Genomic DNA, 20978 nt, shown 5'->3' with positions numbered 1-20978 from the left:
TCTCTTCGCTTTCAGCTGGGGAGGGGCTCCTTCGGGTGATCTGCAAGGGCGCAGTCCCGCAGGCCGGCGGGTGGCCGGGCTGGCGGGTAGCCGAAGGCATGAGCCGATGCTAGTCAGCCCTTCCCATGACGTAAAATGGTATTACTTCACCAATCCATGAGTGAGATTCATCGTCATGTTGGAGCGCATCCATCTCAGCATCGTGCAGCAGGTCGAGCAGCAGGGGTCACTCACTGCCGCTGCCGGCGTGCTCAACCTGACCCAGTCTGCCCTGAGCCACAGCATGAAGAAGCTGGAGCTGCAGCTCGGCACCGATGTCTGGCTGCGCGAAGGCCGCAGCCTGCGGCTGACCCAGGCCGGGCAATACCTGCTTGCGGTCGCCAACCGGGTGCTGCCGCAGCTTGACCTGGCCGAGGAGCGGCTGGGCCAGTTCGCACAGGGCGAGCGCGGCGCCTTGCGTATCGGTATGGAATGCCATCCCTGTTACCAGTGGCTGCTGAAGATCGTCTCGCCCTATCTGGCCAGCTGGCCAGACGTCGATGTGGACGTCAAACAGAAGTTCCAGTTCGGTGGTATCGGCGCGCTGTTCGGCTACGAGATCGACCTGCTGGTCACGCCCGACCCGCTGCTGAAGCCCGGCCTGAAGTTCGTCCCCGTGTTCGACTACGAGCAGGTGCTGGTGGTGGCCAAGGGCCACGCGCTGGCCAAGGTGGACTACGTAAAGCCGCGTCAGCTCAGCCAGGAAGTGCTGATCAGCTACCCGGTGCCTTTCGAGCGGCTGGACATCTACAACCAGTTCCTGCTGCCGGCGGGCATCACGCCACGGCGGCACAAGGCCATTGAAACCACCGACATCATGATGCAGATGGTGGCCAGTGGCCGTGGCGTGGCCGCCATGCCGCGCTGGCTGGTGGAGGAGTACGCCGCCCGCATGGACGTGGTGCCGGTACGGCTGGGCGCCAAAGGCATTCCCAAGCAGATCTATCTGGGTGCGCGCGAGGCGGATACCGGTATCGATTACCTGCAGGCGTTTGTCGAGCTGGCACGGAACAGCTCCACCAGCGCCGGCAACCTGCGCGGAGCCGGCTGATGTCAGGTGCCATCGGCCGTTTGCGGCCGCCACCGAACTGGCCTGCTGACCGCGCGCAGCGGGCGCAGGCATTCGTCAGCGCCGTTTCGTTGGAGGTGACCGCCAAGGCCATGCCTGCACTGTGCGCCGAGGCTGCGCGCATGGCACAGGGCACGACGATCTCCATTCCCTACCTGCCGAGCGAGGACGACACTGCGCGACTGGCTGCAGCACGCACGGTGCGCGAACTGGGCTTCGAACCGATGCCACACCTGTCCGCACGCCGCATCGGCTCGCGGGCAGCGCTTGAGCACTTCATCGACCGCGCCGTCATCGACGCCGGCGTTGAGCGCTGTCTGGTGATTGCGGGGGATCTCTCCACACCTGCCGGACCGTTCGCCGACAGTGCATCGATCATCGAGAGTGGTGTCCTCGAGCGCGCCGGCATCAAGGTCGTGGGTGTGGGCGGGCATCCGCAAGGTCATCCGGTGATGACCAGCGCCGATCGGTGGCGCGTGCTTGAACGCAAGTGCCAGCGCATCGAAGCTCGGGGCATGGCACCGCTTGTCATCACCCAGTTCGCATTCGATGCCGACGTCGTGCTGACCTGGTTGAATGAACTGCGCGCGCGTGGCATCACCCATCCGGTGCTGGTCGGCATTCCCGGGCCAGCCAGCGTCGCGCGACTTGTACGCTACGCGGCGATGTGCGGCGTAGCTGCAAGCACCTCCATGCTGTCCCGCTACGGCATCTCGATCGGCCGCCTGCTGGGAACGGCCGGGCCGGATGTGTTCGTGGATCGCCTGGTGGACGGATTGACCGAAGCCCATGGCCAGGTCAGCCCGCATCTGTTTCCCTTCGGCGGTATCGCACAATCCATGGAATGGGTTGAGCACTACCGGATGCGTGCGGGCGAGCTCATGGTTCAGGACGGACGTTGTTCTCCGCATCCTCCATCCCTGGACTGACGCGGCGGCCGATGTCCTTCAGCCGGGCCAGCTGGTCGACCATCGACGGCGCATCGTCGAGGCTGCCGACAAAGGTCCAGAGGTAGGTCATCACCGCATAGACGTGGCCCGGGGTGACGCCATCGGTGGTGGCGAGGCGGCCGATGGTCAAGGCAAACAGCACCGCCGCCGCAACGCCCACCACCACGAAGGCGCCAGCCTCGCGATCGGACAGCAGGATGCGCAAGCGTGACAGCGTGGTGTAGTGGCGGCGCAGCACCGATGGGCTGACCCGGTCCACCAGACGGATTTCATGCTCCAACCGGTTGTTCAAACGGCCATGCAGCTGTTCGTTGCGTCGCGCGAACGAGGGCAACAACAGCAGCGCGCCGAGCAGGGCAATGAGACTGGCCGCGCCAACCAGGGGTTCGATCGCCAGCAGCATCGCCGCCGCGCCGAACATCGATACCAGCGCCGTGGCGATGATCGGCACGTGCTTCTCGAAGAAGTCGACGAACTCGCGCGCCAGTACCACCCGCGCCGCCGAGGTGGAGGTGGCCTGGCCCAGGCGTCGCTGCGCCTGCACCACGTTCACTGCCAGATCGGCATAGATGCGGGTGAACGTGCGCGTATCCACCGCGCGACGGGCGGCGCCGACCAGCCAGAACAACAGCACCACGCCGGCGTAGGAAATGGCATGGCCGACGTTGCCACGGATGATCGCATCCACCGCGAAACCGGCGAACAGCGGATAGGCCAGCAGCAGCGCATTCTCAAGCGCCACCAGCGAGAAGGTGCCGGTGAGCTGCCAGGGATAGGTGCGCAGGATGGCTTTCAACGTGGCGGCCGCATTCTGCTGGCCGATGTTGCCGGCTGCAGCAGCTGGATCGTGTGGGTGCTTCATGGGAACCTGGATGGATCGAGATTGGGGCAGGGGAACGATGCCTGGCATCCTCCTGGTTGCCTGCCAGTATCCGCAGCCCTGAGGAGGGGGCATGGAGGATCGATGGAGATTGCGTGGAGATGCTGGCGGCGTTCAGCGACCAGAGCGCGGCAGCCAGCGGATTTCGATCACGAGCCGGGTTCGGTATCCATTGGGCCCCGGTCATCGGCTATCTTAAGAGCCCTTTCCCCACCTTCCTTCAAGCCCCCACGCATGCGCGCGACTCTGATGGCTGTTCGAAACAGGCGATGGCTCGGCAGCTTGGTCGTATCCGTGGCGTTGTTGGCGGCAGGCTGCGCCAGGGAGAAAGCTGCAACGAAGGATCTGGGTGCGGAGATCGACGACGTTGCCGCAACGCTGATCCAGCAGCCGTTGCTTCATTCGACCTCGATCGGCGTCGTGTACCGGGGCAAGGAATTCATCCGTCATCGCGGCGACATGCAAACCGGGAAACCAGGCCTGCCGACCGATGCGACGCTCTACGAGATCGGTTCGTTGAGCAAGACCCTGGCGGGCACCCTGATGGCCAATGCCGTCCTGGAACACAAGGTGAGTCTGGACGACGATGTTCGACAGTACCTGCAGGGGGACTATCCGAACCTGCAGTACGAGGGCGAGCCCATCCGCGTCCGCCATCTGTTGTCGCACACCAGCGGCCTGCCGAACATGTTGCCAGAGCGTGCGAACACGGTGCTGGCGGACTTCACCGATCATCGTACGCCAGGCGAACTCCACGCCATCTACGGGCACTACGGCAAGTCTGATTTCTTCAAGGATCTGCACGCTGTCGAGATTGGCCGGGCGCCCGGCAAGGATTACGCGTACTCCAGTGCCGGGACGGAGCTGACGGCACATATCCTGGAGACCGTCTACAAGCGCGACTACGCGTCGCTGTTGCGCGGATACCTTGGCGATTCCGCAGCGATGACAGGGCTACGACTCACACTGGGCGACGACGAGGCGCTGCGCCTTGCAGTCGGCTATCACAGCGACAACCCGGTACCGACCACGCCAATGCCGCAGTTGCCGTGGGGCGCATCCGGGAACGTAAAGTCGACTGTCCCGGAGATGGTGAAGTACCTCAGGTTCCAGCTGGCGAACGGGCCCGTGGTAGAGGAATCGCATCGGCCCTTGGTCAAATTCGATTCCGAGTTCAGCATCGGCTACTTCTGGAACATCGTCGCCGGCGATCAGCTGAAGGGCGTCTACTACGCCCATCATGGGGGCGTGCCCCGTTCGCAGTGCTACATCTACATCGTGCCCAAGTACGATCTTGGCATCTTCGTCATCACCAACCAGAGCGGCGACCAGACTGCGCGCGCCATGCAGACGGCGATCGATACGCTGGTCGAGAAGATTGCTGAGCGGGAGGCTGCCGCTGGTGCTGAAGCTTACTGATAGCGGCGGTGCTTTCCGTCTGTCCGGTGTACTGCCGAACGATCTTTACACATGCCCAGGCAGGAGCATTTCGCGTTGATCACCCGTACGTTGAACAATGTTCTGTTGCTCGCAGGCCTGGGACTTGCCATGGCGCCCACCGCGCCAGCAGCAGAATCGATCCGCCAGACCGCTCCCAAACAGGAAGACATCGATCAAGCACTGGCGCTTGTGTCGTGCAAGGCCGATCGCACCGCATTCCGGACCTTGGCCAATCAGGTGGGTGGCATCGCAACCAGCGGAAGGTCATCGGCTGGCTGGCAACCAATCCCCGGCAAAGGTGGGGAATACAGCAACGCACTGGGTGACATGCCCGGTGTTGTCGCGGAGATGCAGCTTCCAGCACCGGTTCTTGTCTTCGGTCATCCATCCACACGGTTGATACTGTCGCGGAGTTCCGTGGTGGCTGTCTTCGATGGAGCCATTATTGCGGACCTCAGCAAGACCCTGTCCCTGGACGCAGCAGGGTCACATGGCGCACCCGCAGGAATGCGGGTGGTGCACTCGGCACCGGAAACCCAGGGCGATGGCATCGACGTGATGGCACTGGTGGCCCAGCGGATCGATGCCGATCCGATGCCGATCACCGTAGCCGGTTGCCTGTACTTCACACGGTGAAGTCCGGAGTCCTATCGGAGCCGATCAGGTAACCGGCGAAGGGCAGTGCAGATCTACGCGCAGCGACATGTCAGAGTGCGCGCGAGCCGGTGTCTGGTACGCTCATCGGGGAGCCATTCTCAGACCTTTTTCACCCTGTCTGCCCCCAGGGTTCAACAAGACGCGGGCGTGGCGTTCAAGCGCTTCTGGGCTTCAGTCGTCGTTTCCATCCTTTCATCAGTCCCCACCGGGTCTGGTCGCACATCCATCGCCAGTGTTGATGCGTTCGGCTAGGCTTGCGCAGATGACCATAAGGATGAACGATGAACCGCTGGCTCTTTCTGCTGTTTGCCGCACTCCCGCTCGCCGCCGGGGCGGTCGTCATCCGTGATGATGTTGACGATGCCAGGTATCAGATCGAAGGATCCGCGTTTCCGGCACTGGCGGACATGCCCGGCGAGGGTCATGGCGTGCTCATCGATCCACGCTGGGTGGTGACCGCAGCGCATGCCGCGCCGATGGAGGGGATGGGTGCATCGGTCACCATCAATGGGAGCGCGTACGGCGTCGAGCGCGTGTACCTGCATCCCGGCTACAGGAGCATGCCTGAGGCCTTGGGTAAGGAGGCGCTGGCAACGGGAAATCCCGCCAGGATCCACGCGTTCCTGGCCGAAATGGATGACATCGCACTGATCAGGCTTCAGGCACCCGTGAATGATGTACAGCCCGTGCCGCTCTATCGAGGCGCCGCTGAGGTCGCACAGATCGCAGCGCTGATAGGGAAGGGCGCCACAGGCAATGGCGCCGTTGGGCTGGTGCCGGGCGGGCCGCATCGCACGACGCTGCGGCGTGCATACAACGCCATTACTGGCGGTAACGATCGGTATCTCTGGTACCGGTTCGATCCGCCACCGCAGGGGCTGCCCCTTGAGGGTGTACTGGGTAACGGCGACAGCGGCGGCCCACTGGTCATCAAGAATCAAGGAACCTCGCAGCTGGTGGGCCTCGGCTCCTGGATCACCGCCGTTCCCGAGCACGCGCTTGAAGCGGGCTTCTATGGCCAGGTTGTCTACAATGTACGTGTATCGCGTTACATCGACTGGATCGAGAGCGTAATGCGCACCAGCGATGATGCGTCACGCTGATCCTCCGTTCGCCTCGATCTCTGGCGGGTAGGCGTGGCTGGACGCTCAGCGCACCCCGCATGTCGCTGAGTTGGAGCGGGAGGCGGGAACCCGCCAGACCTGTTCGCCCTCCTCGTCATCGCCTACGTAGAACGCGATGCGCCCCTCCTCCTCGTAGCGGAGAGTAGGGCTGAAGGTAATAGTGTCGATTTCACTGCCCTTGCCGATGAAACGCATTTCGCCGCCACAGACAAAGTTCGAACCGGGCTCCTCTCCCAGCGCGCCACAGTTCAGTGGCGAGGATTCGGCACGGACCAACTGCTTTACCCGAGGCTGGATGCGCCCCTGGTCGGCCAGTTCGCAGAAGTAGTCGGCGATGGTGTTTCGCATCTGCGCCTGCGAGGGCATCCACGACGGGCATCCGGATGCATCACCTTTGCAGCTGCTAGCCGGGGCGGTGGACGCAGGCTGCGTTGTCGGTGCCGCGATCGCCGTGGAGAGAGACAGCAGGGATGCCGCAATGACAAGTTGCAGGCGAGGGAAAACGAACATGCGCATCTCTGGAAACGTGAGATCGACATCCTAACGCAGGGAGCCCGTCTCCGCTTTTGCTCGGACCTTTCCTGCTGCGAGGGGGATCAGCGTGACAATGGCACCAACCCTCACTCCTCTGGCTTCCTCGGCGGCAGGCAGTCGTCGCGTTCGTGCCAGAGCGGCAGCGCCAGCGCGTGACGCTTCAGCATGGCTTGGATGCATGCATGAGCGTGGTCCCTTTCCGCGTGCTCACACTGGTCCAGAATCTCTGCAGCCAGCGTTTCGAACTGCGGCCAGAACTGCGCCGGATGGCGCACCTGCGCCAACCAGTGCACCAGCATGTCGGCCAGCGCATCAAGCTGCACCTGTATTTCGGGGCGGATGTTCATCCCGGGGCCGCACCCAGGTCAAGCGCAACACGGTAGTGATGACCATCGTCGCGGAGCAGGACGGTGAGGTCTGGCTGCAACACGCCATCCACATGCAGCGTAGGCTGGCCCTGCGCAGTGCGGGTCACCACGAACTCGTAGAAGCTGCGGCCGAAGCGGTAGCTCAGTTCGAAGGACGGCCAGTGATCGGGCAGGCACGGTGCAAGCGACAGGCGATCGCCTTCACGACGGATGCCGAGCAGAGATTCCACCAGCAGGCGATACATCCAGCCCGCCGAGCCGGTGTACCACGTCCAGCCGCCGCGCCCCACATGCGGTGACACGGCGTATACATCGGCTGCCAACACATAGGGTTCGACGCGGTAGGTCTGCACCGCCTCCGGGTCCAGCGCGTGATTGAGGGGGTTGATCATGTCGGCCAGCTCCCAGGCACGCACCGCGTCTCCCTGCTGTGCGAATGCCATCGCCGCCCACACGGCCGCGTGGGTGTACTGGCCGCCATTCTCGCGCACGCCCGGTACGTAACCACGGATGTAACCTGGGTCCTCCGTGGTCTGGTCGAAGGGCGGATCAAGCAGCTGGATCAGCTTGGCGTCCTTCCGCACCAGATGCGTGTACAGCGAATCCAGCGCCTGCGTGGCACGCTCAGGTGCGGCAACGCCTGACAACACCGACCAGCTCTGGGAAATCGAGTCGATGCGACATTCCTGGTTCTGTGACGAGCCCAACACGGCGCCGTTGTCGAACCATGCGCGGCGGTACCACGCGCCGTCCCAGGCATGCTGTTCCAGGTTCTGGCGCAGGCTTTCGGCCTGCTGTTGGCACCACTGCGCACGGGCGGCATCGCCACGCGCGTTGGCCAGCCCGATGAAGCGGTGCAGCGTGTCATGCAGGAAGAACCCGAGCCACACACTTTCACCGCGCTGCTGGTCGCCGACGCGGTTCATGCCGTCGTTCCAGTCGCCGCTGCCCATCAACGGCAGACCGCGCTCGCCGAGCAGCCGGCAACCGCGCTCTAGGGCGCGGACACAGTGCGCATACAGCGTGTCGCGCTGTGTCGACGGTGTAGGCAGGTCGTAATACCCTTCCTCTTCCGGTGTTACCGCGCGCCCCTCGATGAAGCCGACCATTTCGTCCAACACGCTGGCGTCGCCGGTGACCTCCAGGTAGCGGCATGCGCCCTGGGGCAACCAGAGATAATCGTCCGAGCAGCGGGTGCGTACGCCGCGACCTTGCGGCGGGTGCCACCAGTGCATCACATCGCCTTCGGTGAACTGGTGTGCAGCGCACAGCAGCAGGTGTTCGCGGGTCAGGTCCGGGCGCGCGTGTACCAGGGCGAGCGCGTCCTGCAGCTGGTCGCGGAAGCCGAACGCGCCGCCTGACTGATAGTAGCCACTGCGCGCCAGGTAGCGGCAGCCCAGGGTCTGGTAGACCAGCCAGCCGTTGGCCAGTGCGTCCAACGCCGGGTCCGGGGTGCGCACCTGCACCGTGGCCAGCACATTGCGCCAGTGGATGCGCACCGCGTCCAGCGCGTCGATGGCCTCCTGAGCGCCCTGGCGGCTTCGCGCCAACGCCAGCGTTTCGTCGCGGTCGCGCCCTGCGCCAAGGCGGAAGGTCGTTTCACTGCGGTCGCCCGGGGCCAGCTCCAGCGGCACCTGGATCGCCGCGCAGGGATCCAGGCCCGCACCCACCCGTGCATCCAGACGCTCGCGCCGCAACGCTGCCGGTGCGTGCAGGCTGCTGTTGCGGCCGATGAACTCCAGGCGATCACAGGTCCAGCCGCAGCCGTCGGCATCGGTGTCGAAGAAGGCCATCCGGCCGCCGAAATCGGTGCTGTAGGCGTTTCGCGCCAGCAGCGCCCCGGTCTGGTGGTCGCGTTCAGTGACCACGTGCATGCGCGACTTCGCGCGCAGGTCACCCATCACCCATTCGACGTAGCCGATGGCCGACAGCCGCCGTGTCCTGCCCGACAGGTTGTGCAAGCGCAGGACCGAGAACTTCAGTGGCGCGGTGACGTCGACGAATACCCACAATTCGCTGGCGATGCCGTCCTCGACATGCTCGTACACTGTGTAGCCGAATCCATGCCGCGTACGGTAGGCCCCGGTGCCCCTGCGTGGCAGCGGCATCGGCGACCACACACGACCCGTATCCTCATCGCGCACGTAGAAGGCCTCGCCACCCGTGTCCGAGACCGGATCATTGAGCCAGGGCGTCAAGCGGAATTCGTGCGCATTCTCGAACCACGTGTAGCCCGGTGCACTCTCACTGACGACCGTGCCCAGGCGGGCGTTCGCGATCACATTGGCCCATGGCGCCGGCGTCGGCGCGTCTTCGCGCAGCACCACGACGTACTCGCGGCCGTCCTCGCTGAAACTGCCGGTACCGTTGTCGAATTGGCCGGCGCCGCGGTAGGGAAGGAAGGGCCACGGGTCATCCACGTCCTCGTCGTGCTCGGCGCCTGGGGGCAAGCCGGCGTCGGGGCCCGGATCGGCGACGATGGGCAGCCCCGGCGTCGGCTCCGACGACAGTGCCAGTTCCTCCTGCACTGCCTGCGGCACCAGGGGAGGGATTCGCCGCGGAGGCAGGGGTTGGCGGCCGACCTGAGCGGCAAGGGTGCCGTCCTCGTCGCTGATAACCGCCCGCGCCACCGCCTGCAGCAGGACGCGGTCCTCGTGGGTCATGTTCTGCACCGGCCGCACGAAAATGCCGCCAGGGCGATCAAGCAGGCCCGTCTCCGAACTGGCGGCCACCATCCCCAGGATCTGGTCCTGCAGTTCCTGCCGATAGCCGGCCTTGCTGTCGTTCCAGATGACCAGGTCGGTGTTGAGGCCCTTCTGGCGCCAGTACGCATGCGCCTGCACCAGTTGCCGGACCAGTTCCACGTTGTCCGCGTCGGTGACCTTGAGCAGCACGATGGGCAGGTCGCCCGAGATCGCATGGCTCCACAGCCCGGATTGTCCGCGCTGGTTCTGCAGCAGGACGCCGGCACCCGCGCGCAGCAGTGAACCGGCATACAGCACGTGGGCAGCCAGGCGCTCGTACAGTGCCGCCTCGGCCTGGCTGGCGTTGATCTGCCGGCGCACCACCTGGCTGTGCGTCCACGCCAGGTCGAAGACGCGGTCGGCCAGGCGTCGGTCACGGTATTTGTCCACCAGCACCTCGCAACCGGGGCGGTCGGCGCCGACGCCATAGACCATGTCCAGCTGCACGGTCTGCTCGGGCTCAAGCACCACGCGGACGCGGATCGCTACGATCGGGTCGAGCACCGAACCGTCGGTGCCGGAAAGATCGGTATCGGCGGTCAATGCCTGTGGCGTCCGCGGCGTGTTGCCACGGCCCAGGAAGCGCGCACGATCGGTTTCGTAGGAGATCGACACCACCTCCGCGTCATGCACCGCAACCAGATGGAACATCCACGGTGGCATTTCGTCGTGCGAACGGGGCCGGCGCGTGCACAACACGGCCTGCTTGGCGGCCAGAATCTCACTCTGCACGAAGAGATTGCTGAAGGCCGGATGCGCATCGTCGGCCGCCGCAGGTGCCAGCACCACTTCGGCATAGGTGGTGATTTCCACCGTGCGCTGGCGACGGCTGCGGTTGGTCAGGCGCAGGCGCCTGAGTTCGATGTCGTCCTCGGCGGAGATGGCGACCTGTAGATGGCTCTCGCAGCCGCGGCGCGTACCACGGAATTCCGCCTTGGCGTCAGAGAAGATCGCCTCGTAATTGTCCACCGCTACGCAGGTGGGCTGGTAGGCGGCAGACCAGAACTCGCCGCTGTCCACATCGCGCAGGTAGCAGAACGACCCCCAGGCATCGGTGGTGCCGTCCTCGCGCCAACGGGTGAGCGACAGGTCGCCGTGACGGCTGTAGCCGCCGCCGGCATGGGTCAGCATGCCGTGGTAGCGTCCGTTGGACAGCAGCTGCACCTCCGGGCGCGGGCCACCCGGGTCGCGCAGCACGCGCAGCGACGTCTCGTCTTCGGCCATGGCCGAGTGCTCGCCCAGCGCTTCGACCTCATGTGGATGGAATACGCCGATGCGCGGGATGCGTTCCTGCAGCAGCAGCAAGGTGGCCTGGAACTCCACATCGGCAAGAAAGCGGCGCTGCATCGGCTGGTCGCGCAACAGGTAATCCAGCGACAGCAGGCCCATGCCCTGGTGGTGGGCCATGAACGAACGCAACAGCACGTGATCCTGCCCAGGCGGCAGCCGGGCTGGGGTGTAGTCGATCGCCTCGTACATGCCAAAGCGCCCGGAGAAACCCAATCCCTCCAGCACCTGCAGGTTCTGGCAGGCAGCTTCCGGCGCCACCATCAGCGCCATCATGCTGGCATAGGGCGCGATGACCCGATCCTGGCCCAGGCCGCGCTTCAGCCCCAATCCCGGCACGCCGAACGCGCGGTATTGGTAGTTCAGGCGGGCATCGACGGCGTTGTAGCCGGACTCGGACACGCCCCACGGCAGGTTCAGGGTGCGGCCGTAGACGATCTGCGCCTCGACCGCATGCCGCGCGGTCTGGTCCAGCAGCGTGTCCGGATAGCTGGGCATCACCAACTGCGGCATGAGGTACTCGAACATCGAGCCACTCCATGACAGCAGCGTCGGCGTGCCGTTGACCTCGGTGAGCATCCGGCCGAGCGCAAACCAGCTTTCCTGCGCCAGCTGGCCCTGGGCGATGGCGACGAAGGCACACAGGCGCGCTTCGGAGGCCAGCAGATCGTAGAAGCTGTTGTCGAGGCGATGGTCGTCGACGTTGTAGCCGATCGAGAGCAGGTTGCGGGTGCGGTAGAACAGGAACCCGTATTCCATCAGCGAGAACTGCCCGGCGCGGTGCGCCAGGGCCTGCAATTGCTGGATGCGCGCGCGTGCGTCCGCACCGATGGTACCGGCCAGCACGGCCAGCTGGCGCAGGCTTGGCACCGGCGCTTCGTGGTCCGCGTTGGCAGCGGCCGGGAGGTCGGCAAGCGACGTAAGGGCAGCGTGGCATTCGGCGGCGAACAGGGCCGGCCAGTGCAGCTCGCCTTCCTCGGGCGATGGCGGCGCGGGCCACTGCGTCAACACGGCGTCGGCCAGGCCGGCCAGTTCCTGCAGGCGGGCGAGAATCTCCACCGTTCCGACAGGGCGGTCCACACGCGTTAAGGCCAGACGCTGGCGCAGATGGTTGAGCGCCTCGACCAGCGCTGCATCGTCGCGGCGATGGCGCTGCCGTTCCTCTTCCAGCACGCCAAGCGTATCGGCCAGGCCGTCGAACGTGTGCGGCGCCAACACTGGCGCGTCCACCAGCGCGAGCAGGCCCTGGCGCAGCGTCAGCAGATGGCCGGCCAGGTTGCCGCTGTCTACAGTGGAGACGTAGCGTGGCGGCAGCGGCGCCAGGGTTTCGGTGTCGTACCAGTTCAGGAAGTGGCCGCGATGGCGCGGCAGCTGGTCCAGCGTATCGAAGGTGAGGGCGGTACGTTCAGCGACCGCGCCCAGCTGCAGATAGCCGAAATCCCACGCCGACAGATTGGCCAGCAGGGACAGGCCGATGTTGGTTGGCGAGGTGCGCCGCGCCACCACCAGCGACGGATGCTCCTGGATGTTGTCCGGTGGCAACCAATGATCCTGCTCGCGCACCCAGGCCTGGAAGAAGGACCAGGTACGCCGCGCCAGCCGGCCAAGGAATGCCCGCTGCGTAACGGAAAGCTCGGCCACGCTCGCGGCCGGTGGTCGGCCCAGCCACGCCATCAACGCGGGCGCAAAGGTCCACGCCAGCAGCAGGGGCAGGGCAAGCGGCAGTGCCTGCGGACGCACGCTGGTCACCACGGCTACCAGCACTAGCGCCAGCAGCGAGGCCGGTGCCATCACCCGCCATTCCGCGCCGCGGTCGCTGCCAAGGCGGCGCTCGACTTCGCTGGAGGGGTTCCATTGCAGCAGGTGACGGCGTGTGACGACCATGCGCCAAAGCGTGCGCAGCACGGCGTCACTGGCCAGCAACGCTTCGAAGGGCAGACACGCTACCTGGGTGGACGCGCGCAGCAACGACTGCAGCGTACCGCGCCCGACCTTGATGTAATGCGCTTCCAGCGGCGTGTCTTCCGGAACGCTCAGGGCATCGCGCAGCATGCCTATCAGCGGCGGCGCGTACCACAGTGCCAGCACCCACGCCGTCCATGCAGCAGGGTTTGCGGCATACAACCAGCCCACCACCAGCAAGGCCAGGGCAGCGATCGGCACCAGGCTGCGGCGCAGGTTGTCCAGCAGTTTGCCGCGCGACAGCAGACTGAGCCGGTTGCGTTCCCATCCCGGGCCCGGGCGCGGCGTCCATGGCATCAACCACGGCAGCAGCTGCCAGTCACCGCGGATCCACCGTGCACGGCGCTTGGCGTCGGCGGCGTAGCGCTCGGGATAGTCCTCGTACAGGCGTACATCGCTGACCAGACCTGCGCGTGCATAACAGCCTTCCAACAGGTCGTGGCTGAGGATGCGGTTCTCGGGCAGGCGACCCTCCAGTGCATGCTCGAAGGCGTCGACGTCATAGATGCCCTTGCCCACGAAGGACCCTTCGTCGAACAGGTCCTGGTAGACGTCCGAGACCATGCGCGTATACGGATCGATGCCCGGCTCGCTGCCGAACATCCGGGCAAAACGCGAAGTGCGGCGCCGCCCCAGACTGGTGCCGACGCTGGGCTGCAGGATGCCGTAGCCCTCCACCACGCGTTGCAGCGTGGGATCGAAGCGCGGGCGGTTGAGCGGGTGCGCCAAGGTGGCGACGAACGCGCGTGCCGCATCCCGCGGAAGTTGTGTATCCGAATCCAGCGTGATCACGTAGCGGACGCCGATCAGCGCAGCTGCGTCACCGACGATGCGCATGAACGCGGCCGCATCGCCCAGACGGAGCAGCGCATTGAGCGCGGCCAGCTTGCCGCGCTTGCGCTCGTGTCCCATCCACACGCCTTCGCCCGGGTTCCATTGCCTGGGGCGGTGCAACAGGTAGAAGCGGTCGCCGCGCTCGGGCGCGTAACGCCTGTTCAACTCCTCGATCCGGGCCGTGGCGTGCGCAAGCAGGGGGGCGTCCGTCGCCGCCGTGGCCTCCGCCGCGTCGAGAAAGTCCGTCAGCAGCACGAAGCGTAGTTGAGGATCGCGGTTGGCCAGGAACCGGACTTCCAGCGCCTCGACCAGCACATCGATCCCGTCGACGCTGGACAGCATCGAGGGGACCGCGACCACGGTGGCGCAGGCGGCAGGGATGCCCTCGCTGAAATCCAGCTTGGGTAGCGGCCTGGGTGCGACCAGCACCGTCGCGGTCCAGTTCACCAGCACGATGCCCAGCTCACTGAACACCAGCAGCCCCAGCAGCGCGGCCAGCCAGAGGGGTACCGCGCCACTGCCGGTTGCCAGCAGGCCAGCGGTAGCCAGTACCGCCAGCAAGGCGATCGGCAGCAGGTACAGTGCAAGCGGCACGCGATGTGCCAGCCGCCGTGCCTTGCGGTGGCGCGGTGCGGCCTCGGCCACCGCTTCAACGGTGGCGTCCACGCCTTCGCCAACCAGCCAGTAGCCCACGTGCGTGCGCGGTCCATCCGGCGGTGTCGCCGCCCGTGCCAGGTCCAGCGTGATGGTGGCCACGCGCTCCTCGGCAACGCGGCTACCGCGGGCGATCTTCTCCACCACGTGGCGATAGGCATCGCGGGTGGCGAAATCCATCTGCGCATAGACGGCCATCGGGTCTTCCCGTAGCCGCTGCTCCACCACACTCATCTCTTCAACAAAGGTGCGCCAATCCATGGTGGACAGAAAGCGCAGGCTGCCGATGCTGTTGCCGATCGATACCTGGTCGGCCGCCTGCTGCTGCCCCTCGGCGGCGACCAGTTCGTCGATGCGTTGCCCAGCCGCTGCCGCCCACTGTTCCAGCCAGGCCACGGGCATGGCCCACGCGCCCCCGCGCCCATGCAGCGAGCGCGTCAGCTCGGCGATGAACGCGCCGGTCAAGGGCGGCGCGGACCGTGCCATGTCCGCAACCACCAGGACCACATCGGTAGGCGTCTCGGAAGCGGCTTGATTGAGGTTGTCCGCCCATTGTGAAGCGAGGCGACGGTCGGTTCCATCGCGCATCACCCGCGCCGCCATCCGTCGCAGGTTCTCCAGCAGGGCCAGGCGCAGCATGATGGGGACCGCCCACAGCTCGCCCAGGCTCAGCGGCGCGAGCGATTGGTACGAAGCGATGAAGCGGCCCAGCGTGTCCGCGTCAATGCGGCCGTCACCGTGCGCGATGGCCTGCATCGACAGCTCATACACCCGTGGCAACCCGGCCGAGGGGCCCGAGACAAGCGACGGCAGCTGCCGGCTGTAGCCGCGCGGCAGGTGGCGCCGCGCGGTCTGGATCTGTTCCTCAACCAGGTAGTAGTTGTCGAGCAGCCATTCCCCCGCCGGGGTTACCGGCCGCTGTTCGCGTACCACGCTGCTGAGCAGCGAATTGGCGTCTTCCAGCACCCGCTCGTTGGCCTGCAGGCGTTCGAGCAGGCGCTCCGGGCCGGGTCGCATCCGCACGCGGTGCTGGCGCGCTAGCGCGCGGCCGTACACCTCCATCTGTTCAACGCTGTACAGCGCGGCACGCAGTGGGCCCTCGGCGGCCTCGATGGCGGGGACCGAGGCCTGGTGTTCACGCCAGCGCCAACGCACGCGACGACGCAGGCGCAGCCAGCGGCCAAATAGACGACGAAGGTGGGGCATGGGTTACCAAGGGGGGAGGGTGCGTTCTGCATGGTTGCATTGCAGGTGCCGTGGTAGCCGTGAAGGCCGGGCTGTCGGCCCGTGATGCCGGAGTTGAGCCCCCAGAACGGAACTCCCTCGCCACATTCACCCCGCAGCAGCGAAAATGCATCACTGGGCGCGCTCTGATGCGCGCCGTTCACTGCCCGCAGGATCGCGAAGATGTCCAACACCCCCTTTGGTGAATCGTCATGCGCTGCCGCAGCCAGCGGCTGCGTCGAAGTGCGCGGCGCGCGCGAGCACAACCTCAAGAATGTCGATGTCTCCATTCCGCGCAACGCATTGGTGGTGTTTTCCGGGGTGTCGGGGTCCGGAAAGTCATCACTGGCGTTCGGTACGGTCTTCGCCGAGGCGCAGCGGCGCTACTTCGAGTCGGTTGCGCCGTATGCACGGCGCCTGATCGACCAGGCCGGCGTGCCCGACGTGGACGCCATCGACGGGCTGCCACCGGCAGTGGCCCTGCAGCAGCAGCGCGGCGCCAGCAATGCGCGTTCATCGGTGGGCAGCGTCACCACGCTGTCCAGCCTGGTGCGCATGATGTACTCGCGTGCAGGCGCATACCCGGCCAACCAGCCCATGCTGTACGCCGAGGACTTCTCACCGAATACGCCACAGGGCGCCTGCAGCACCTGCCACGGCCTTGGGCATGTCTACGAAGTGACCGAAGCGTTGATGGTTCCGGATCCGTCGCTGAGCATCCGCGAACGCGCCATCGCGTCCTGGCCGCCGGCATGGCATGGCCAGAATCTGCGCGACATCCTGGTCACGCTCGGCTACGACATCGACATACCGTGGAAGAAGCTACCGAAGAAGGACCGGGAGTGGATCCTGTTCACCGAGGAGACGCCGACCGTGCCGGTCTATGCCGGCTTCACACCGGCCGAGACCCGTGCCGCGCTCAAGCGCAAGCTGGAACCCAGCTACATGGGCACGTATACCGGCGCCCGGCGCTACGTACTGCACACGTTTGCCAATACCCAGAGCGCGCTGATGCGCAAGCGGGTTTCCCGCTACATGGAAGGCAAGCTGTGCCCGACCTGTCACGGAAAGCGCCTGAAGCCGGAGGCGCTCTCGGTCACCTTCGCAGGCGTGGACATCGGCGAATTCATGCGCCTTCCGCTGGATCAACTGGCGGACCTGCTGGAGCCCATCGCGCAGGGCGATTTCAGCGCGCACAGCCGGGGTGAACGCACCAGCAGAAGCGCCACCCGCCGCGACCGCACCACGCGGGCAGCGAGCGGTCGTCCTGTCCATGCTTCGGCCCCTGACGTACGGCTGACCTCTGCCCTGTCGGAGGAGAAACGTCTGGCTGCACAGCGGCTTGCAGGCGGTGTCATGGCGCGTGTACACCAGCTGCGAGGCCTGGGCCTGGGTTACCTCTCGCTGGATCGCGCCACGCCAACACTGTCGGCCGGCGAACTGCAGCGCCTGCGACTGGCCACCCAGCTCAGCTCGTTGCTGTTTGGTGTGCTGTACGTGCTCGACGAGCCCTCGGCCGGCCTGCATCCCGCCGACAGCAAGGCGCTGTACGACGCGCTGGATCGGCTGCGCGACGGCGGGAACTCGGTGTTCGTTGTCGAACATGATCTGGAGCTGATGCGCCGCGCGCAGTGGCTGGTGGATGTCGGCCCTGAGGCGGGCGAGCATGGCGGGCGCGTGCTCTACAGCGGCGAGCCGGATGGCCTGCGGCAGGTGCAGGATTCACGCACAGCCCGGTATCTGTTCGACCAGGTGCCTGCACCTGCCAGCCGGCAACGCAGCGCTGGGGGTTGGCTGGAACTGAAGGGCATCCACCGCCACAACCTGCAGGGTGTGGATGCGCAGCTGCCGCTGGGGCTGCTGACCGCAGTGACCGGCATTTCGGGCTCCGGCAAGTCCAGCCTGATGGCGCAGGCACTGCCTGAGCTGATGCTGCTGCACCTGGGGCATGAGCCCGCAGACGATGGAGCGGAGGGCACGCCCACGGACGGGCCGACCGTGATCGAAACCACGCGAGGCCAGTTGGCAGGTGATGTAGACGCCATCCAGCGGGTAGTGCAGGTGGACCAGAAGCCGATCGGCCGCACGCCACGCTCCAATCTGGCCACCTATACCGGGCTGTTCGACCACGTGCGCAAGCTGTTCGCGGCGACGCCCGCCGCGCGCCGCCGTCGTTTCGATGCGGGCCGCTTTTCCTTCAACGTGGCCAAGGGCAGATGCGAGACCTGCGAGGGCGAAGGGTTCGTCAGCGTCGAACTGCTGTTCATGCCCAGCGTCTATGCGCCTTGCCCCACCTGCCACGGCGCCCGCTACAACGAGGCCACGCTGGCGGTGCTGTGGAATGACCGCAACATCGCCGAGGTCCTGCAGATGACGGTTGAGCAGGCGCATGCGTTCTTCATCGAGGAGGATGCCATTGCCCGTCCGCTGCAGTTGCTGAAGGAAATCGGCCTGGGGTACCTGCGACTGGGCCAGCCGGCCACGGAACTGTCAGGCGGTGAAGCACAACGCATCAAGCTGGCGACCGAGCTGCAGCGCAGCCAGCGTGGGCGCACGCTTTACGTGCTGGACGAGCCCACCACCGGCCTGCATGCGTCGGACGTGGACAGGCTGCTGGTCCAGCTGCAGCGGCTGGTTGAAGCGGGAAATACGGTGGTGATGATCGAGCACGACATGCGTGCTGTCGCGCAGGCGGACTGGGTGATCGACCTCGGGCCGGGTGCAGGCGCTGCGGGTGGCACCATTGTGGCCAAGGGAACGCCGCAACAGGTGGCCCGCGCCAAAGGCAGCAGGACGGCGCCGTTCCTTGCGCGGGAGCTGGGGCAGGGCGGCTGAGTGGCCGGGAGTGGACTATGGTGAGATCAAGGAGCGCCCGCGCCGAGTCGCCCCAGGAGAGTGGCCCATCACGCGCTTGTAGGCGCGACTGAACGCTGCCTGCGACGCGTAGCCGAGACGCTCTGCCACTACCTCGATGGAGAGGCTTTGGTGGGTCAGCCATTGACTCGCCAATTGCATTCGCAGCTCGGTCACGTAGCGCAGGGGCGCGGTTCCAATAACGGTCTGGAACCGGTCTGCAAAGACAGAGCGTGAGATGTTGGATTCTGCAGCCAACGCTTCGACGGTCCAGTCGCGCCCAGGGTCTTTGTGCAGGGCAAGCAACGACAGCGATAGACGAGGGTCGCGCATGGCCATGACCAAGCCGGATGCGCCGTCGCAACCGCGCTCGACCCAGTCGCGGACAATCATCGCGGCGACGGCATCCGCCAGTCGGGCGAGTATTCCTGCAAATCCGATACGTCCGGAGCACACCTCGCGCTTCATCGCGTCGACCATCGGCAACAGCCCGGGGAACTGAGTGCCGTTGCCATCGGCCAACATCACCGCCGGCATCACCTTGCTCAACCCTTGCATGCCACCCAGATCGAACACCATGCATCCGTGGAAAAGCACGGCGCTTGGCACGGCATGGGTGCTCGGGCACGTGTCTATCCCGCTTACCGTGTCACCCAGCGGAGCTGCGTCTATCGTTTCCAGGCACTGGACGGGATGGTTCTCGCCCGACAGCAACGCGTGTCCTTCTCCGCGGGGAAGAAGCACGACATCCCCTGCGGAGAGCACGTGTTGGCTGCCGTCCTCGCCACGAAGAATCGCAGTGCCCACTGCCACGTAATGGAAGTAGGCATGCCCTGGCTTCGGGGGAAATCCAAGCCCAAAGGTCGGCCCGGTCTGAATGCGTCGGTATTGAACGCCATGCAGCCGCATGCCGGTCAGCAGCTCGCTGATCAGGTCAGAAGGCTGGTGTGGAGCGTGGCTCATGGAGACGACCCGGGGTTACGATCAAAAATACAGGTCAGACAATCATAGATCATCCTGACATGGCTCCCTAGACTCTCGGCTGCACGAATGCACTGGGATCTTTGATGAGCAATAACGTAGTGGATACCGTGGACGCGCCTGATTCTGTGGCCCGGGGTAGCGGGGAGCCGTCTTCATCGGCATGGGTGGCCGTGTTTTCGCTGGCCATGGGTGTCTTCGGGCTGCTCACGGCCGAATATCTGCCTGCCAGCCTGTTGACGCCGATGGCGGCGGGCCTGGGGGTATCGGAGGCGCTGGCGGGTCAAGCAGTGACGGTCACCGCGGTAGTGGCCCTGTTCGCTGGCCTGCTTGTGCCTCGGCTGACCCGTTCGATGGACAGGCGCCTGGTGCTGCTGGGTTTCACGGCTCTGATGATCCTCTCCAACGCTCTGGTGGCATTGTCGTCCAGCATGGGCGTCCTGTTGGTGATGCGCGTCCTTCTGGGCATCGCCCTGGGGGGTTTCTGGAGCATGGCAGCGGCGGTGGCCATGCGGTTGGTGCCGCCACAACGCGTGCCTCGCGCGCTCTCCATCATCTTCAGCGGCATTGCGGTTGGCACGGTGGTGTCGGTGCCTTTGGGCAGCTACCTCGGTGGTCTGCTGGGCTGGCGCAGCGCCTTCTGGGCTGCGACGGCGGTAGGTGGACTCACGTTTGCGTTCCAGTGGTTCACGCTGCCCCGAATGGCCCCGCGCAAGGCAGCAGTTCCGGAGTCGGTGGTGGGGCTCCTGCGCCGGCCAGGCGTTGCGGTCGGCATGCTGGCCTGCGTTCTGGCGCACACCGGTCAGTACTCGCTCTTTACCTACATCCGTCCTACGTTGGAGAGCCTGGGGCAGATGAGCGCGGATGGCCTGGCGCTGATTCTGCTCGGGTTCGGCGTGGCGAACTTTGTCGGCACACTCCTGGCCGGCTGGCTGATGGAGCGCAGCTTGAAAGTCACGTTGGTGATCATGCCTGCCTTGGTGGGCGTAGCCGCGCTCGGCATGGTCCTGTTGCCGGTGGGCGTTGGTGGGCTGGCGATGCTGGTCGCGCTCTGGGGACTGGCCTTCGGTGGCGTGCCCGTTGCCTGGTCGAACTGGGTTGCACGTGCGGTGCCCGATCAGGCCGAGAGTGCCGGTGGGATGGTGGTCGCCGCAGTGCAGTCCTCGATCGCCGCGGGGGCGGCTTTGGGTGGCCTGGTATTCGGGCTGGGGGGCATCGTTGCCGTCCTCACCGTTGCAGCGGCGGTGATGCTGCTCGCCAGCGTGCTCATTGCGTTCCGTGTCAGGGTGAGCTCGGCGACGCTCTCGTCAGGTCCGGTGTTTCACCTCTAGCCGTCATCTGTCCTGAGCGTCCTGCTGGCCAACTGAAGGTAGCCGCA

At 65.7% G+C, this 20978-nt stretch carries 12 protein-coding genes; 7 read left to right on the top strand and 5 right to left on the bottom strand.

Annotated features, from left to right (window positions below; translation table 11 throughout):
* Positions 1-175: 175 nt before the first annotated feature.
* Together GIW57_RS19530 and GIW57_RS19525 are read left to right on the top strand one after the other, a co-directional pair.
* On the top strand, positions 176-1090 hold the full coding sequence (locus tag GIW57_RS19530) for a LysR family transcriptional regulator (RefSeq protein WP_100465449.1): 915 nt from the start codon (positions 176-178) through the stop codon (positions 1088-1090).
* 110 nt (positions 1091-1200) lie between these two features.
* Entirely contained in the window at positions 1201-2037 is an 837-nt protein-coding gene (locus tag GIW57_RS19525) for a methylenetetrahydrofolate reductase (protein ID WP_236512411.1), read from the top strand.
* On the opposite strand, the gene GIW57_RS19520 is transcribed toward GIW57_RS19525, so the two are convergent.
* Entirely contained in the window at positions 1988-2920 is a 933-nt protein-coding gene (locus GIW57_RS19520) for an ABC transporter six-transmembrane domain-containing protein (RefSeq protein ID WP_236512410.1), read from the bottom strand. The two genes, GIW57_RS19525 and GIW57_RS19520, sit on opposite strands and share 50 nt — an antisense overlap.
* A 252-nt stretch (positions 2921-3172) precedes the next feature.
* Here GIW57_RS19520 and GIW57_RS19515 point away from each other — a divergent pair, with 252 nt between their 5' ends.
* From GIW57_RS19515 to GIW57_RS19505, 3 genes are all read left to right on the top strand, one after another.
* Complete coding sequence (locus GIW57_RS19515) at positions 3173-4357, top strand: serine hydrolase domain-containing protein (RefSeq protein WP_236512409.1); 1185 nt, start codon at positions 3173-3175, stop codon at positions 4355-4357.
* Between the two features lie 75 nt (positions 4358-4432).
* A complete protein-coding gene (locus GIW57_RS19510) occupies positions 4433-5014 on the top strand; it encodes a hypothetical protein (RefSeq protein WP_236512408.1) in 582 nt (193 codons plus the stop codon).
* Between the two features lie 302 nt (positions 5015-5316).
* Positions 5317-6138, top strand: coding sequence for a trypsin-like serine protease (locus GIW57_RS19505; RefSeq protein ID WP_100465445.1), 822 nt, complete (start codon positions 5317-5319; stop codon positions 6136-6138).
* Between the two features lie 45 nt (positions 6139-6183).
* Here GIW57_RS19505 and GIW57_RS19500 read toward each other — a convergent pair whose 3' ends face one another.
* The 3 genes from GIW57_RS19500 to GIW57_RS19490 form a co-directional block, all read right to left on the bottom strand.
* Positions 6184-6669 carry a hypothetical protein gene (locus tag GIW57_RS19500; RefSeq protein ID WP_236512407.1) on the bottom strand — a complete coding sequence of 162 codons (486 nt, stop codon included), beginning with the start codon at positions 6667-6669 and terminating at the stop codon, positions 6184-6186.
* Between the two features lie 110 nt (positions 6670-6779).
* Entirely contained in the window at positions 6780-7040 is a 261-nt protein-coding gene (locus tag GIW57_RS19495; protein WP_236512406.1) for a hypothetical protein, read from the bottom strand.
* Positions 7037-15748: a glycoside hydrolase family 94 protein gene (locus GIW57_RS19490; RefSeq protein ID WP_236512405.1), complete on the bottom strand. Its 8712-nt coding sequence runs from the start codon at positions 15746-15748 to the stop codon at positions 7037-7039. The genes GIW57_RS19495 and GIW57_RS19490 overlap by 4 nt, the downstream gene beginning before the upstream one ends.
* A 201-nt stretch (positions 15749-15949) precedes the next feature.
* On the opposite strand from GIW57_RS19490, the gene GIW57_RS19485 reads away from it, so the two are divergent.
* A complete protein-coding gene (locus GIW57_RS19485; RefSeq protein ID WP_236512404.1) occupies positions 15950-18601 on the top strand; it encodes an excinuclease ABC subunit UvrA in 2652 nt (883 codons plus the stop codon).
* A 15-nt stretch (positions 18602-18616) separates the two neighbouring features.
* On the opposite strand, the gene GIW57_RS19480 is transcribed toward GIW57_RS19485, so the two are convergent.
* Complete coding sequence (locus GIW57_RS19480; RefSeq protein WP_236512403.1) at positions 18617-19582, bottom strand: AraC family transcriptional regulator; 966 nt, start codon at positions 19580-19582, stop codon at positions 18617-18619.
* Positions 19583-19686: 104 nt separating this feature from the next.
* On the opposite strand from GIW57_RS19480, the gene GIW57_RS19475 reads away from it, so the two are divergent.
* Positions 19687-20931, top strand: coding sequence for an MFS transporter (locus GIW57_RS19475; RefSeq protein ID WP_236512402.1), 1245 nt, complete (start codon positions 19687-19689; stop codon positions 20929-20931).
* Positions 20932-20978 lie beyond the last annotated feature (47 nt).

Origin of the sequence: Stenotrophomonas sp. PA-6-5C (genome assembly GCF_021605635.1) — a bacterium.
Lineage (GTDB): Bacteria > Pseudomonadota > Gammaproteobacteria > Xanthomonadales > Xanthomonadaceae > Stenotrophomonas > Stenotrophomonas lactitubi.
This window is presented reverse-complemented; position numbering and strand designations above follow the sequence as displayed.

What these genes read in the sequence shown, in the direction of transcription:
- GIW57_RS19530 (WP_100465449.1), top strand. Translation starts at nt 176, where the DNA reads ATGTTGGAGCGCATCCATCTCAGCATCGTGCAGCAGGTCGAGCAGCAG.
- GIW57_RS19525 (WP_236512411.1), top strand. Translation starts at nt 1,201, where the DNA reads ATGCCTGCACTGTGCGCCGAGGCTGCGCGCATGGCACAGGGCACGACG.
- GIW57_RS19520 (WP_236512410.1), bottom strand. Translation starts at nt 2,920, where the DNA reads ATGAAGCACCCACACGATCCAGCTGCTGCAGCCGGCAACATCGGCCAG.
- GIW57_RS19515 (WP_236512409.1), top strand. Translation starts at nt 3,173, where the DNA reads ATGCGCGCGACTCTGATGGCTGTTCGAAACAGGCGATGGCTCGGCAGC.
- GIW57_RS19505 (WP_100465445.1), top strand. Translation starts at nt 5,317, where the DNA reads ATGAACCGCTGGCTCTTTCTGCTGTTTGCCGCACTCCCGCTCGCCGCC.
- GIW57_RS19500 (WP_236512407.1), bottom strand. Translation starts at nt 6,669, where the DNA reads ATGTTCGTTTTCCCTCGCCTGCAACTTGTCATTGCGGCATCCCTGCTG.
- GIW57_RS19495 (WP_236512406.1), bottom strand. Translation starts at nt 7,040, where the DNA reads ATGAACATCCGCCCCGAAATACAGGTGCAGCTTGATGCGCTGGCCGAC.
- GIW57_RS19490 (WP_236512405.1), bottom strand. Translation starts at nt 15,748, where the DNA reads ATGCCCCACCTTCGTCGTCTATTTGGCCGCTGGCTGCGCCTGCGTCGT.
- GIW57_RS19485 (WP_236512404.1), top strand. Translation starts at nt 15,950, where the DNA reads ATGTCCAACACCCCCTTTGGTGAATCGTCATGCGCTGCCGCAGCCAGC.
- GIW57_RS19480 (WP_236512403.1), bottom strand. Translation starts at nt 19,582, where the DNA reads ATGAGCCACGCTCCACACCAGCCTTCTGACCTGATCAGCGAGCTGCTG.
- GIW57_RS19475 (WP_236512402.1), top strand. Translation starts at nt 19,687, where the DNA reads ATGAGCAATAACGTAGTGGATACCGTGGACGCGCCTGATTCTGTGGCC.